The 13,816-nt window shown below is 68.3% G+C and carries 13 protein-coding genes; 7 read left to right on the forward strand and 6 right to left on the reverse strand.

The window, feature by feature from the left end:
- Position 1: 1 nt before the first annotated feature.
- A complete protein-coding gene (pdhA, locus tag DMC64_RS07185) occupies positions 2-1,207 on the reverse strand; it encodes a pyruvate dehydrogenase (acetyl-transferring) E1 component subunit alpha (protein WP_125732972.1) in 1,206 nt (401 codons plus the stop codon).
- A 373-nt stretch (positions 1,208-1,580) separates the two neighbouring features.
- Here pdhA and DMC64_RS07190 point away from each other — a divergent pair, with 373 nt between their 5' ends.
- Both DMC64_RS07190 and DMC64_RS07195 read left to right on the forward strand, forming a co-directional pair.
- The gene (locus DMC64_RS07190) at positions 1,581-2,993 is read left to right on the forward strand and encodes a M20/M25/M40 family metallo-hydrolase (protein ID WP_199754931.1); all 1,413 of its coding nucleotides are present in this window, start codon (positions 1,581-1,583) and stop codon (positions 2,991-2,993) included.
- A gap of 84 nt (positions 2,994-3,077) precedes the next feature.
- Positions 3,078-3,935: an alpha/beta fold hydrolase gene (locus tag DMC64_RS07195; protein ID WP_125732974.1), complete on the forward strand. Its 858-nt coding sequence runs from the start codon at positions 3,078-3,080 to the stop codon at positions 3,933-3,935.
- Here DMC64_RS07195 and DMC64_RS07200 read toward each other — a convergent pair.
- Entirely contained in the window at positions 3,932-4,930 is a 999-nt protein-coding gene (locus DMC64_RS07200) for an ABC transporter substrate-binding protein (protein WP_125732975.1), read from the reverse strand. The genes DMC64_RS07195 and DMC64_RS07200 overlap by 4 nt on opposite strands.
- 66 nt (positions 4,931-4,996) lie before the next feature.
- On the opposite strand from DMC64_RS07200, the gene DMC64_RS07205 reads away from it, so the two are divergent.
- Entirely contained in the window at positions 4,997-6,028 is a 1,032-nt protein-coding gene (locus DMC64_RS07205) for an iron ABC transporter permease (protein WP_233629595.1), read from the forward strand.
- Entirely contained in the window at positions 6,025-7,029 is a 1,005-nt protein-coding gene (locus DMC64_RS07210; RefSeq protein WP_125732976.1) for an iron chelate uptake ABC transporter family permease subunit, read from the forward strand. The genes DMC64_RS07205 and DMC64_RS07210 overlap by 4 nt, the downstream gene beginning before the upstream one ends.
- Here DMC64_RS07210 and DMC64_RS07215 read toward each other — a convergent pair.
- From DMC64_RS07215 to DMC64_RS07225, 3 genes are read right to left on the reverse strand one after another with little or no spacing between them, the layout of a single operon-like run.
- Positions 7,026-7,868, reverse strand: coding sequence for a transglutaminase family protein (locus DMC64_RS07215; RefSeq protein WP_037334373.1), 843 nt, complete (start codon positions 7,866-7,868; stop codon positions 7,026-7,028). The genes DMC64_RS07210 and DMC64_RS07215 overlap by 4 nt on opposite strands.
- Positions 7,865-8,812 (reverse strand): alpha-E domain-containing protein, encoded by a 948-nt coding sequence (locus DMC64_RS07220; protein WP_016338202.1) that lies wholly within the window; start codon positions 8,810-8,812, stop codon positions 7,865-7,867. The genes DMC64_RS07215 and DMC64_RS07220 overlap by 4 nt, the downstream gene beginning before the upstream one ends.
- Positions 8,813-8,823: 11 nt before the next feature.
- Positions 8,824-10,485, reverse strand: coding sequence for a circularly permuted type 2 ATP-grasp protein (locus tag DMC64_RS07225; RefSeq protein WP_199754932.1), 1,662 nt, complete (start codon positions 10,483-10,485; stop codon positions 8,824-8,826).
- Between the two features lie 148 nt (positions 10,486-10,633).
- Between DMC64_RS07225 and DMC64_RS07230 the strand changes: the two genes are divergently transcribed.
- From DMC64_RS07230 to DMC64_RS07240, 3 genes are all read left to right on the forward strand, one after another.
- Positions 10,634-11,449: a basic amino acid ABC transporter substrate-binding protein gene (locus DMC64_RS07230; RefSeq protein WP_037334376.1), complete on the forward strand. Its 816-nt coding sequence runs from the start codon at positions 10,634-10,636 to the stop codon at positions 11,447-11,449.
- A 70-nt stretch (positions 11,450-11,519) separates the two neighbouring features.
- Entirely contained in the window at positions 11,520-12,323 is an 804-nt protein-coding gene (locus tag DMC64_RS07235; protein ID WP_037334379.1) for an amino acid ABC transporter permease, read from the forward strand.
- Entirely contained in the window at positions 12,320-13,075 is a 756-nt protein-coding gene (locus DMC64_RS07240; protein ID WP_037334383.1) for an amino acid ABC transporter ATP-binding protein, read from the forward strand. The genes DMC64_RS07235 and DMC64_RS07240 overlap by 4 nt, the downstream gene beginning before the upstream one ends.
- Here the strand turns inward: DMC64_RS07240 and DMC64_RS07245 are convergent.
- Positions 13,072-13,815 carry an ESX secretion-associated protein EspG gene (locus DMC64_RS07245; RefSeq protein ID WP_125732977.1) on the reverse strand — a complete coding sequence of 248 codons (744 nt, stop codon included), beginning with the start codon at positions 13,813-13,815 and terminating at the stop codon, positions 13,072-13,074. The genes DMC64_RS07240 and DMC64_RS07245 overlap by 4 nt on opposite strands.
- Position 13,816: the final 1 nt, after the last annotated feature.

Here is a 13,816-nt window from a genome sequence, read left to right on the forward strand (position 1 = left end):
TTCAGTGCTCCCCCGCCCCGACGAAACCGTCCATGTAGGACAGGAACTCTTCACGCTGCGCGTCCAGCAGCGGAGTGGACTCCGCGTACACGTTGGAGAAGATCCGGTCCGGTGGCGGTTCGGGCATGTTGAAGCAGTAGTCGCGCAGCTCGGCCGCGAACGCGTCCGAATCGGCCTGCACCTGGTCGAAGAACGCCTGGTCGGCGCCGCCACCGCGGGCGAGGTACGCCCGGACGCGCTCGATCGGGTCCTTCAGCTTCCACTCCTCCAGCTCGTCGGAGAGCCGGTAGCGGGTGGGGTCGTCGGTGGTGGTGTGCGCGTCCATCCGGTAGGTGAACGCCTCGATCAGCACCGGGCCGTTGCCGTGGCGGCACTCCTCCAGCGCCCAGCGGGAGACCGCGAGGCAGGCGAGGACGTCGTTGCCGTCCACGCGGATGCCGGGGAAGCCGTAGCCGCGGGCGCGCTGGTACAGCGGCAGGCGCGACTGGCGCTCGGTGGGCTCGGAGATCGCCCACTGGTTGTTCTGACAGAAGAACACGAGCGGCGCGTCGTAGACGGCGGCCCAGACGAAGCCTTCGTGCACGTCGCCCTGCGAAGTCGCTCCGTCACCGAAGTAACAGATGGTCGCTTCGCTGTCGTCGTCGCCGACCTTGCCTTCGAACTTCTGGCCCATCGCGTAACCGGCGGCGTTGAGCACCTGGTTGCCGATCACGATGGTGTACGGGTGGAAGCCGTGGGCCTTGTAGTCCCAGCCGCTGTGGTCGGTGCAGCGGAAGATGCCGAGCACCTCTTTGAGGTCGACGCCGCGGGTGTACGCGACACCGTGCTCGCGGTAGCTGGGGAACGCCATGTCCCCCTTCCGCAGCGCGCGGCCGGAGCCGATCTGCGCGGCCTCCTGCCCGAGCAGCGGCACCCAGATGCCGAGCTGGCCTTGGCGCTGCATCGCGTTGGCCTCGCGGTCCGCGCGGCGGACCAGGACCATGTCGCGGTACAGGCCCTTGAGGGCTTCGGCGTCGATGTCGTCGACGTAGCGGTCGAATTGCGGCGAGGAGACCCGTTCGCCTTCGGGGGTGAGCAGCTGAGTCAGCTCAGCGCCACCTTCGCTCGTTGCTCGCAAACCGGCGATCACCTGTTCGGGGGAAGGTTGCGCCGCTACGGCGGCGGGACCGTCTCCAGGTTCCGGGTGCGTCCAGTGTTCGGACGGCATGCGCTGCTCTCCTTGATGTCGGCGCCTCTGGCGGCCACTTGTGGCGGCCACAGTGACTGCGCCGGCGGGGACCAGCGCGTCGGATCTGAAGCGCTGGGTCACCGTCGGCGTTGACGGTTCGTGCGCACATCCTGGCATGCCGGATGCCGTTTTGGTCAGTGGCGGATGCTGATTTGTTGCTGAGAAAGGGTGCCTGATCAGGGAAAATGCTAGGAAGCCCGAGTGTGGGGCCGCCGAAAGTAGGGGATTCACCCGCGGGCCGACCAGCGGACGACGGACCCGGACGGGTGTCCTGTCCGGCGCGGGCGATGACGATCCGTGCCCGCCGTTGTGATCCATCCCACTCTCCGGCACCCGTGGCAGGATGGCGGACGTGGAGCAGAAATCCGTACGCGAAACCGTGGTTTCGAACTGGACGAACGACGTCCTTCCCAGCTTGTCCGGCCTGGTGGCGATCCCGGCCCTGTCGCCGGCGTTCGACGCCGAGTGGGCGAAGACCGGCCATCTCGCCGCCGCCGTCGAGCACGTCCGCTCCTGGATCGCCGCGCGGGAGATCCCCGGCGCGACGCTCGAGGTCGTGGAGCTCGAAGGCCGCAGCCCGCTGCTGGTCGTCGACATCCCGGCGACGTCCGAAGCCGCCGACAAGGGCACCGTGCTCATGTACGGGCACCTCGACAAACAGCCCCCGGTGGGCGGCTGGTCCGAGGGGCTCGACCCGTGGACGCCGGTGATCCGCGACGGGCGGCTGTACGGCCGCGGCGCGGTCGACGACGGCTACTCCGGCTACGCGGCGACGACGGCGATCGAAGCCGTGCGCGCCGCCGGTGGCGAGCATTCCCGCGCCGTCGTGCTGCTGGAGACCGGCGAGGAATCCGGCAGCCCGGATCTGCCCGCCTACGTCGAGCACCTGAAGGAGAAGCTCGGCGCGGTCTCGCTGGTCGTCTGCCTCGACGCCGGCGGCACCGACTACAAGCGCCTGTGGCTGACCACCAGCCTGCGCGGCATGCTGCACGTCAACGTCACCGTGAAGGTGCTCGAGTCCGCGCAGCACTCCGGCATGGCCAGCGGCATCGTGGCGAGTTCGTTCCGCGTCCTGCGTGTCCTGCTCGACCGGATCGAGAACGCCGAGACCGGCGAGATCAAGCTCGCCGAGCTGAGCGTCGACATCCCGGAGAACCGCGTGGAGGACGCTCGCGGTGTCGTCGAGATCGCTCCCGGTGCGGCGAAGACGCTCTTCCCGGTGGTCGGCCGGACGGTGTCCGACGACGATCTGGAACTGCTGCTCAACAACTCGTGGCGGCCGACGCTGTCGGTGATCGGCGCGGAGGGCTTCCCGCTCCCGGCCGACGCGGGCAACGTGCTGCGCGCCAGCACCACGCTCACCCTGAGCTTCCGCCTGCCGCCGACCGCCGACGCGCAGGCCGCGATGGAGGCGGTCCGCCGCGTGCTCACCACCGACGTGCCGTACGACGCTTCGGTGGAGCTCGGCGACTTCCAGGCGGAGAACGGCTGGAACGCGCCGGACACCGCGCCGTGGCTCGACGAGGTGCTGCACCACGTCAGCGGTGAGGTCTTCGGCGAGCCGCACAAGAGCTTCGGCATGGGCGGATCGATCCCGTTCATGGGGCTGCTCGGCGAGAAGTACCCGGACGCGCAGTTCGTGGTCACCGGCGCCTGCGGGCCGGACTCGAACATCCACGTGCCGGACGAGTGGCTGAACATCGACTTCGCGCAGCGGGTCACCGAGGCGGTCGCACACATCCTGGACGCGCACGCCAAGAGCTGATCTCCCGGCTCACGCTGCGATGAAAGGTCCTTTCCTAGCAAAATTTGCCAGGAAAGGACCTTTCATCGCACGCGCGGGAGGATCATGTTCGAAGGCTTCGAGCTCGAAAACGTCGACACGGGCGAAGTGACCCTCAGGGTCCGCCACGGCGGATCGGGGCCGCCGCTCGTCCTCCTGCACGGACATCCCCGCACCCACACCACCTGGTACGACGTCGCGCCGCGGCTCGCGGACGCGTTCACCGTCGTCTGCCCGGATCTCCCCGGCTACGGCCAGTCCTCGAAACCCGAGACCGCCGAAGACCACTCGGCGCACTCGAAACGTGCCATGGCCAGGCACATCGTCGCCCTCATGCGGCATCTCGGCCACGAACGGTTCGCCGTCGCCGGGCACGATCGCGGCAGCTACGTGGCGCATCGGCTGGCCATGGACCACCCCGAAGCGGTCACCAAACTGGTCGTCCTCGACGGCGTCCCGATCGGTGAGGCGCTCGCGCGGGCCGACGCGGACTTCGCGCGGAAATGGTGGCACTGGTTCTTCTTCGGCCAGCTCGCGAAACCCGCCGAGCGGGTGATCAACGCCGACCCGGACGCTTGGTACGGCGGCGATCCCGAAGCGATGGGCGCGGAGAACCACGCCGACTTCCTGCGCGCGATCCACGATCCCGAGACGGTCCACGCGATGCTGGAGGACTACCGCGCCGGCCTCGGGCCCGACCGCGAAGCCGACGACGCCGACAAGGCGGCCAGGCGGAAGCTCGGCTGTCCCGTCCTCATGCTGTGGTCCAGCCGCGACGACATGGCCGAGCTGTACGGCGACCCGATCGCGGTGTGGCGCGAATGGGCCGACGACGTCCGCGGCTTCGCGATCGAATCCGGGCACCACATGGCCGAGGAGAATCCGGCCGACCTCGCGGCGGCGTTACGGGAGTTCCTTGGCTAGGCGAACTTGTTCAGCGCCGCGGTCAGTTCCGTCAGCTGCGGCGTGAAACGCTGGTAGGAGAACGGCGTCTCGTTGTTCCACGGGATCAGCTTCCCGGCCTTCACGGCGGGCAGCTGAGCCCAGGTCGGCACGCCGCCGAGCCCGTCCGGGCCGAGCGAGAGCGAACCGCCGCGGTTGTCGTACATGATCACGTCGGCCGGGTACTTGCCGATGTTCTCCCAGCTGATCTGCTGGTAGTAGCCGCCCTGGCTCTCGTCCGGCGCCTCCGGCGTGACGAAGTCCAGCCCCTTGCTCTGGTAGTGCTTCGAGGTCGCGAACTTCGGCGCGTTCGAGACGTAGACGGCGTCCTTCTGCGCGGACACGAGGAGAATCTTCAGCCCAGCGGCCTTCTTCGCCGCCTCGGCGAGCGCGGCGTCAGCCTTCTCGTACTCCTCCTTCGCGGCCTTGATCGCCGGAGTCTCCGTGTCGGCGCCGAGCGCCTTCGCGAGCGCGATGAACTTCGCGATCCCTTCGGGCATCGAGATGTCCTGCAGCCGGACGCCGACGCTCGGCGCGGCCTTGTCGACCTTCTCCGTCTGCGTGTCCGGGACGTACCACATCTGGTCCTTGAGGTACATCACGCTGACCAGCAGCTGCGGATTCAACGAGACGAACTTGTCGAAGTTGAACTCGTTCCACACGTTCCCGAGCGAGGTCACCGCGTTCAGGTCGACGCCGCCCGCCTGCGGGTCCGGTTTGCCGTCGGCGAATTTCGACGGGCCGAAGATCCCGACCGACTTCACGCCGAGGTCCCACAGCGCCGCCGCCGCGGTGACCTGCGCGACGATCCGCGTCGGCCGCTCGCCTTCGAGCTTCCGGCCGCGGTCGTCGGTGAACGACCAGGTCGCGCCCCCTCCTTGCGCGGGCGTCTCGTCCTGGTAGCCGCAGGCGGTCAGGAGGCCGGTGGCGCCGAGCGCCGCGGTGCCGGCGAGAAAGCCGCGTCGGGAGAGGTGCATGGAGATCTTCTTTCAGCGAGGGACCGAAGTTCGGCGTTAGGCTAGCCTTCCCTTATCGTGAACGCCATGGTCCAGGTCACGGAGCGCGGCACAACCCGGAGAACCAGCGTTTCCTTGAGAACGCTGGTCCTGACGGGGTCGCTGGTAGCGCTTGCCGCGGTCATCCTGCTGTCGATCGGCTTCGGCTCGAACCGCCTCTCGCTCGGCGAAGTCCTGCACGCCCTCTTCGCCTACGACGGGAGCTACAACGACGTCGTCGTCCGCGACGATCGCCTGCCCCGCACGGTGCTGGGTGTCCTGGTCGGGATGGCGCTCGCGCTGGCGGGCTCGCTCATGCAGGCGATCACGCGCAACCCGGTCGCGGAACCCGGTCTGCTCGGCATCAACCACGGCGCCGCCGTCGCGATCGTGCTCGGCTCGACGCTGTTCTCGGTGACTTCGCCCGGCGAGTACGTCTGGTTCGCCTTCGCCGGGGCACTCGCGGGAACCGCGCTGGTCTCGGTGATCGGCGGGACACGCGGCGCGACGAGCCCGCTGAGGCTGGTGCTGGCCGGTGTCGCCGTCCAGGCGGTGTTCGTCGGGATCAACCAGGGCATGCAGATGGTCAACACGCACAACCTGCAGGCCATGCGGTTCTGGCTGGTCGGCTCGCTGGTGAACCGGAACCTGGACCAGCTGTCGGTCTTGCTGCCGTTCTTCGTCGCGGGGGTGGTGATCGCGATCGTGCTGGCCCGCGCGCTGAACGCGCTGGCGCTCGGCGAGGACACGGCACGCGGTCTCGGCGCGAATCCGGCGCTCGTCCGCGTCGCCGGGATGGTCGCCGTCGGCCTGCTTTCGGCGTCGGCGACCGCGGCCTGCGGGCCGATCGCCTTCGTCGGCCTGATGATCCCGCACGTCGTCCGCACGCTGATCGGCCAGGACGAGCGATGGGTGCTCCTGATCTCGGCGTTGCTCGGGCCGGTGCTGCTGCTCGGCTGCGACGTCCTCGGCCGCCTGCTCGGCTCGCCGGGCGAGATCCAGGTCGGCGTGATGACCGACGTCGTCGGCGGGATCGCGTTCGTGATCGTGGCCCGGCGACTGAAGGCGGTGCGCCGATGACCGCGCTCGTCCGCCGTGAGTCCGGTGTGGACGGACGATCGGTGATCGTCGTCGCCGCGCTGGCCCTGGTGACACTGACGCTCGTCGTGCTTTCCGTCGGCACCGGCGACTACGAGATGAGCCCCGGCGAAGTGCTCGCCACACTCGCGGGTTCGGGCACGAAGGCGCAGTACCTGGTCGTCATGGGACGGCTTCCGCGCGTGCTGGTCGCGATCCTCGTCGGGGCCGCGCTGGCACTGGCGGGCGCGGTCTTCCAGACGATCACGCGCAACCCGCTCGGCAGCCCGGACATCATCGGCTTCACCACCGGCTCGGCGACCGGCGGCATCGTGACCCTGCTGCTCTTCGGCTCCGGTCCGGGGCTCGTCTCCGTCGGCGCGGTGGCCGGCGGGCTGCTGACCGCGCTGGTCGTGATGGCCTTGTGCGCACCGCACGGTCTGCTGAGCTCGCGGCTGGTGCTGCTCGGGATCGCGGTCAGCGCGGTATTGGTCGGCGTGAACTCGTACCTGCTGGTGAAGGCGAACCTAGAAGCCGCCGCGCAGGCCGTCGGCTGGCTGGTCGGCGACCTCGCCGGCCGCGACTGGAGCTTCTTCGTGCCGTTAGCGATCGCGGTGGCGGTGCTCGCCCCGGTCGTGTTCGCCAACGGCCGCGCGCTGCGCATGCTGGAGATGGGCGACGACACCGCCACCGGTATCGGCGTCGACGTCCATCGCGTACGCCTGACCTTGGTGCTGGTCGCGGTCGCATTGGTCGCCGCCGCCACCGCCGCGACCGGGCCGCTGCCGTTCATCGCGCTCGCCGCGCCCCAGCTCGCGCGCCGGATGACGCGTCTGCCGGGGCCCAACCTGGCGGCTTCGGCCTTCGTCGGCGCGGCGCTGGTCGTCGCGGCGGACTACCTCGGCCAGCGGCTGCTGGAGTCCTCGCTGCTGCCCGCAGGCGTCGTGGCGGCAGCCCTCGGCGGCGCCTATTTGCTCTGGCTGCTGCTCAGGCGACGGGCTTAGGTCAGCCGGGTCAGCTGCACCGAGACGTCCAAAGTGGACTGACCGCCACCGGTGAAGATGCCCTTGAGCGGCGGCACGTCGGCGTAGTCGCGGCCGTACGCGACCCAGACGTGCCGCGGCCCGACCGGGATCGCGTTCGTCGGGTCGTAGGCCCACCAGCCGCCGGTCCAGACGTCGACCCAGGCGTGGCTTTCGCCTTCGACCGTCTCGCCGAGTTTCGCCTCCGGTTTCGTGTGCAGATACCCGGAGACGTAGCGCGCCGGGACGCCGATCGCGCGCAGCATCACCAGCGTGACATGCGCGAAGTCCTGGCAAACCCCTTCGCGCGCACGCCACGCGTCGGTCGCGGTGCTGTGCACGCCGGTCGTCCCCGGCTGGTACTTCAGCTGCTGGTTGACCCATTCGCAGACCGCGAGCACGGCCTCCGCCGGGTCGAGCCCCTTCCGCAGTTCGCGCGCGACCTTCGTCAGCTCCGGATCGCGTGGCGTGTACGGCGTCGGCGTCAGGTACTCGGTGCGGTGGTCGACAACGGTGTCGCTGCGGAGGTCCTTCCATGTCGCCGAACGGACCGGCTCGCCCTCGTCGGCGGTCTCGACCACCGACGTCGCGAGCACGGTGAACTCGGTGTGCGGCGCGTGAAGGTCGAACGAGGTCACGACGGTGCCCCAGTAATCCGTGTACCGGTAAGCACGGGTCGCCGGCGTCGTCTCGACCCGGTTCACGACCGTGGTCTGCCGCCGGTCGGAGCGCGGGGTCAGCCGCGCCTCGTTGTACGACTGCGTGGCCGGCGTCGCGTACCGGTACCCGGTCCGGTGGGCCACCCGAAGTTGCCAGGTCACAGCGAAACCTCCGCACCGCTCCAGGCCACCCAAGGCGACGAATGGAAGTACTGCACCGAAACCGCGTCGCCGATGTCCTTGATCGAGGTCTGCAGGGCGCCGAGCCGTTTCGGCAGGTCCTCCAGCAGATCCGACGGCCGCAGGAACTCCAGCTCGCTGCGCGCGCGGCCGAGTTGCCGCAGCGCCTCGGACTTCTCGTTGGCACGCGAGTTGACACCGGGATCCAGCCGCTCCAGGCATTCCTCGGCCTGGCGCAACGCGTGGAACACCGAACGCGGGAAGAGCGTGTCCCGCAACAGGAACTGCACGACCCGGGCGGCGTCGAGCGCGCCGCGATAGGTCCGCAGGTAGGTGTCCTGCGCGCCCGCCGAACGGAGCACGGTGATCCAGCCGGGTGACGACGCGCTGTCCTGCACCCGCGAAAGCAGCAGCCGCACCACCATGTCCGCGCGTTCGACCGAGCGCCCGAGCACCATGAACAGCCAGCCGTCGTCGCGGCTCATCGTCGAATCGGCGAGCCCGGCGAACATCGCCGCGCGCTCCTCCACGAAGGAGAGGAACGCGTGCGGTCCGGCGCGGCGCGCGTACCGCTGCCTGTCCGGCACCGCGTTCCACGTCGCGTTCAGGCATTCCCACAGCTCGGTCGAGACGACCTCGCGGGCGCCGCGCGTGTTCTCGCGGGCCGAGTTGATCGAGCCGACGATCGACGCCGGATTGTCCTTGGCGTAGGCGACCAGTTCGGTCAGCTTCCACACGTCGAGGGTGTCCATGCCCTCCGGCGAGATGCCGAGGACGGCGAGCAGCTGGCGGCTCGCGTGGTCCGGGTCGACGCTCGCGTCTTCGAGCAGCTGGTGCACGGAGACGTTGAGGATCCGGGAGGTGTCATCGGCGCGTTCGACGTACCGGCCGATCCAGTACAGCGATTCCGCGTTGCGGGCGAGCACATCAACCTCCCTTATGCCTGTTGCTGCTGCTGTTGCTGGGTGGTGGTCAGCTCGGGACCCTGTTCGGCGACCAGACCGTCCACTTGGGACAGTGCGCCGAGCGCGGGCCGGTCCAGTTCCCGTTCCGCCGTCGAGGAGCGCGGCGCGAGTACCCAGGTGTCCTTGGAGCCGCCGCCCTGCGACGAGTTGACGACCAGACTGCCCTCCGGGAGCGCGACCCTGGTCAGCCCGCCCGGCAGGACGAAGATCTCCTTGCCGTCGTTGACCGCGAACGGCCGTAGATCGACGTGCCGCGGCGCCAGCCTGTCGTCCACTTTGGACGGAACGGTGGACAGCTGGACCACCGGCTGGGCGATCCAGCCGCGTTTGTTCGCCCGGACTTTACGTTTGAGCGCGGTCAGCTCGGCCTGGGTCGCCTCCGGGCCGAACACGATGCCGTACCCGCCCGAACCTTCGACCGGTTTGATCACCAGCTCGTCCATATGCCGCATGACGTGGTCGAACTCGTCCGGCAGCCAGCACCGGAAGGTGTCGACGTTGGGCAGCAGCGGCTTCTCGTTGAGGTAGTACTTCACCATCTCGGGCACGTAGGTGTAGACGAGCTTGTCGTCGCCGACGCCGTTGCCGACCGCGTTCGCGATCACCACGTTGCCCGCGCGCGCCGCGTTGAGGATCCCGGCCACGCCGAGCACGGAATCCGGCCGGTAGTGCACCGGATCGAGGAACTCGTCGTCGATCCGCCGGTAGATGACGTCGACCTGCCGTTCGCCCTCGGTGGTGCGCAGGTAGACGACGTTGTCCCGGCAGAACATGTCGCGGCCCTCGACCAGCTCGACCCCCATGAGCCTGGCCAGCAGCGAATGCTCGAAATACGCGGAGTTGTGCACGCCGGGTGTCAGCACGACGACCATCGGGTCGGCGACGTTCGCCGCGGCCGCCGCCCGCAGCGCGCGCAGCAGATGCGAGGCGTAATCGCCGACCGGGCGCACCCGGTGCTGGGCGAACAGATCCGGGAACACGCGCGCCATCGTGCGGCGGTTCTCCATCACGTACGACACGCCGGACGGGTTGCGGAGGTTGTCCTCCAGCACCCGGAAGGTGCCCTCCTCGTCGCGCACCAGGTCCACACCGGACACATGGATACGGACGCCATTGGGCGGGTTGATCCCGAACGCCTCGCGCTGGAAATGCTCGCACGAGGTGATCAGCCGTCGGGGGAGAACGCCGTCACGCAGGATCTGCCGGTCGCCGTACACGTCGGCGAGAAAGGCTTCGAGCGCGCGGACCCGTTGCGCCACACCGCGTTCGAGTTTGCTCCATTCGGCGGTGGTGATCACGCGCGGGACCAGGTCGAGCGGGAACGGGCGTTCCTGGCCCGACAGCGAGAACGTGATGCCCTGATCCACCATCGCCCGGTCGATCGCCGCCGACCGGGACGAAAGGTCCGCCGACGTCAGCGCGGAGATCGATTCGTACAGCGCGCGGTACGGCTGGCGGACCGTGCCGTCGGGGGTGAACATCTCGTCGTACGCGCCCGCGTGTGGCCGCGACGGCGAAAGATAGCCGTCGAACTGCGCCCCGGGTTTCGCCGCGCGCCGGGCCGACGTCGTCGTCCGCGGGCGGCGGCCCGCAGGTGGGAGACGGGGCGCCGAGTTGTTGTTCATGGTCGCCATACTCGCTCACCCTGCCATGTCGGCGCGATACCTCATGCAACGCCCGTGACGGCCGAAACGGCGCTGTAACGTCGTAGTGCTGTGATTGCCGCCGGATGAGTGGCAATATGCGTGCTCTCGACACATGGGAACTACGAGGAGTGACGACGTGGCTCGATTCAAAGCGCTCGCCCTGATCCCGGCGCTCGCCCTGGCCGCGGGTGCGCTGTCCGCGTGCGGCGAGGAAGGCGGAACCGCGGCCGGCGGCGTCCAGCTCGTCGCGTCCGGCAAGGTCACCACCTGCACGCACCTGCCCTACCAGCCGTTCCAGGTCAAGCAGGGCGACAAGATCGTCGGCTTCGACGTCGACCTGGTCGACCTGGTCGGCAAGAAGCTGGGTGTCGAGCAGAGCATCGTCGACATCGCCTTCGAGAACATCGAGTCCGGCGAAGCGATGAACAGCGGACAGTGCGACCTCGCCGCGGCCGGTATGACGATCACCGACAAGCGCAAGGAGAAGTTCGACTTCTCCGACCCGTACTTCGAGGCGACCCAGGCGCTGCTGGTCAAGACCGGTTCGCCGATCAAGGACCTCTCCAACGTGACGGGCAAGAAGATCGGTGTCCAGTCGGCCACCACCGGCGCCGACTACGCCAAGGAGAAGGCGAAGGGCGCCGAGATCGTCACCTTCGACGACCTCGCGCTGCTGGAGCAGGCCGTCAAGAACGGCACGGTCGACGCGGGCGTCAACGACAACGGCGTGCTCTACGACTTCGCGAAGACGAACCCGGACACGACGGTGGTCACCGAGTTCAAGACGAACGAGTTCTACGGCATCGGCGTGAAGAAGGGCAACAGCGCCCTCCTCGGCCAGGTCAACGAGGTGCTCAAGGCGTCCGTGGCGGACGGCTCCTACGCGCAGATCTACCAGAAGTGGTTCGGCAAGGCGCCGACCTGGCAACCGGGCAGCCCGACCGCCGGTTGATAATCCGTCCCCTGTGGCCGGTGCCCAGCGCACCGGCCACAGGTTTGTCGCCACCTGTTTGAGGAGAGAAATGGCTTTGAGCCGCCGCCAGCGACGTTCGGCGTTCCGGACCGGGCAATACGTCCTGCTGCTGGTGATCGTCATCGTGCTCGCGCTGCTGGCCGACTGGAGCAAGATCGGCAAGGCGTTCTTCGATCTCGAAGTCGCCGCCAAGCAGTTCCCGGACGTGATCACGGTCGCGCTGAAGAACACCGTCATCTTCACCGCGCTGGGCTTCGCGCTCGGCCTCGGGCTGGGCCTCGTGCTCGCCCTCATGAGACTTTCCTCGGTCGGCCCGTACCGCTGGTTCGCGCGCGGGTACATCGAGTTCTTCCGCGGTCTGCCCGCGCTGCTGATCTTCCTCGCCGTCGGCATCGGTGTGCCCACGGCGTTCAACACCCAGCTGCCGCGCAACGTCGCGATCATGCTGGCGCTGGGCATCGTGTCCTCGGCCTACATGGCGGAGACCATTCGCGCCGGTATCCAGGCGGTGCCGCGCGGCCAGATCGAGGCCGCGCGTTCGCTCGGCATGTCACCCGCCCGCACGATGATCACCATCGTGATCCCGCAGGCGTTCCGGATCATCCTGCCGCCGCTGGCCAACGAGCTGATCATGCTGACGAAGGACTCTTCGCTGGCGTTCCTGCTCGGCACCACCCCGGCGCAGCAGGAACTCGCACAGTTCAGCCGTCAGGCGCTGCTGGAGGCCAAGGGCCTGACCCCGATCGTCGTCGCCGGTCTGTGCTACCTCGTCATCACCATTCCGCTGTCGATCCTGCAGCAGCGGCTAGAGAAGAAATACGGAGCCGGAGTGCCCGGCGGAGGAACGGTATGAGCACCCAGACGATCGTCGAAGTTTCGGGACTGCACAAGGCGTTCGGCGAGCTCGAGGTGCTCAAGGGCATCGACCTGGAGGTCCAGCGCGGCCAGGTCGTCTGCATCATCGGCCCGTCGGGTTCCGGCAAATCGACGCTGCTGCGCTGCGTCAACCTCCTCGAGGAACCGCAGCAGGGCAAGATCGTGGTCAACGGCAGCGAGATCACCGATCCGGACGTCGACATCGACGGCGCCCGCACGAAGATCGGCATGGTCTTCCAGTCGTTCAACCTCTTCTCGCACCTGAGCGTGCTCGAAAACCTCACCGTCGCTCAGCGCAAGGTGTTGAAGCGCGGCAAGGAAGAGGCGGAACGCGTCGCGCGGGAAAACCTCGCGAAGGTGGGGCTGGCGGAGAAGGAGTCTTCGCTGCCGACACAGCTTTCCGGCGGGCAGCAGCAGCGTGTCGCGATCGCCAGGGCGCTCTCGATGGATCCCGACGTCATGCTGTTCGACGAGCCGACGTCGGCGCTGGACCCGGAACTGGTCGGCGACGTCCTCGCGGTCATGCGGCAACTCGCGCAAGAGGGTATGACGATGCTCGTCGTCACGCACGAAATGCAGTTCGCGCGTGAAGTGGCCGACATCGTGCTGTTCATGGACGGCGGTGTCGTCGTCGAGCAGGGCGCGCCGGACCAGGTGATCGGGGACCCGCAGGAGGAGCGCACGAAGACGTTCCTCTCGCGGGTCCTGAACCCGAACCACCAGGGCTAGCGCCCGCGAAGCTGCGACTCCAGCTGGACGACCTTCGCGGCGATTTCGTGCGGCCCGGCACCCATGAGGCTCACCCAGCCCTTGGTGTCCGGGCCGAACACGACGCGGCCGTGTTCGGTGTCCATCCAGCCCGGCGGCCTTTCGACGCGTTTCCGGTTGCCGCCGCCGTCACGGATGGCGACGTAAAGCCTGCCGAAGAAGGTGTGCGGCGACCGGATCCACTGGAGGATCTTCTTGGCGTCGCGGATGCTCGGGCCGGAGCCGGTGAGCATTTCGCCCTTCATCAGGACCTGGAGATCGGCTTCCGAGCAGTTCAAGGACGGCGTGCGCGCGGCGGGTGCCTCGGGAAGCAGGCCGGTGAAATCCTGCGCCAGCGTGTCCGGCCGCGTCGGTGTCAGGTAGACGACCTTGTCGACCAGAACGACGCTGACCGCTTCCCGGCCACTTCCCGCGGCGCGAACCGTCCGTTCACGCCCCTCGGACTTCACCCACGAGTAGTACTCAACGGCCGGCCGCTGCAGGAAACGCAGTGTGTCGAGGAATTCGTCGTCGATCTTGCCGCGTCTGAGCAGTCCTTGTCTGTCCAATTCGGACTGCGCGGTGGCGGCGAGCTCACGCCGTTCCTCGGGCAGGTACCACTGCGCGCCCCGGACGAGCGTCGGATGGATGTCGCCGAGATTGTGTTGGTCCAGCAGGGTTTCGTAGGTCTGAAGCGTCAGTTCGACGGGTTTCTGCAGCACG

The sequence above is a fragment of the Amycolatopsis sp. WAC 04197 genome (assembly GCF_003947475.1).
Classification (GTDB): domain Bacteria; phylum Actinomycetota; class Actinomycetes; order Mycobacteriales; family Pseudonocardiaceae; genus Amycolatopsis; species Amycolatopsis japonica.

What these genes read in the sequence shown, in the direction of transcription:
- pdhA (WP_125732972.1), bottom strand. Translation starts at nt 1,207, where the DNA reads ATGCCGTCCGAACACTGGACGCACCCGGAACCTGGAGACGGTCCCGCC.
- DMC64_RS07195 (WP_125732974.1), top strand. Translation starts at nt 3,078, where the DNA reads ATGTTCGAAGGCTTCGAGCTCGAAAACGTCGACACGGGCGAAGTGACC.
- DMC64_RS07200 (WP_125732975.1), bottom strand. Translation starts at nt 4,930, where the DNA reads ATGCACCTCTCCCGACGCGGCTTTCTCGCCGGCACCGCGGCGCTCGGC.
- DMC64_RS07205 (WP_233629595.1), top strand. Translation starts at nt 4,997, where the DNA reads ATGGTCCAGGTCACGGAGCGCGGCACAACCCGGAGAACCAGCGTTTCC.
- DMC64_RS07210 (WP_125732976.1), top strand. Translation starts at nt 6,025, where the DNA reads ATGACCGCGCTCGTCCGCCGTGAGTCCGGTGTGGACGGACGATCGGTG.
- DMC64_RS07225 (WP_199754932.1), bottom strand. Translation starts at nt 10,485, where the DNA reads ATGGCGACCATGAACAACAACTCGGCGCCCCGTCTCCCACCTGCGGGC.
- DMC64_RS07235 (WP_037334379.1), top strand. Translation starts at nt 11,520, where the DNA reads ATGGCTTTGAGCCGCCGCCAGCGACGTTCGGCGTTCCGGACCGGGCAA.
- DMC64_RS07240 (WP_037334383.1), top strand. Translation starts at nt 12,320, where the DNA reads ATGAGCACCCAGACGATCGTCGAAGTTTCGGGACTGCACAAGGCGTTC.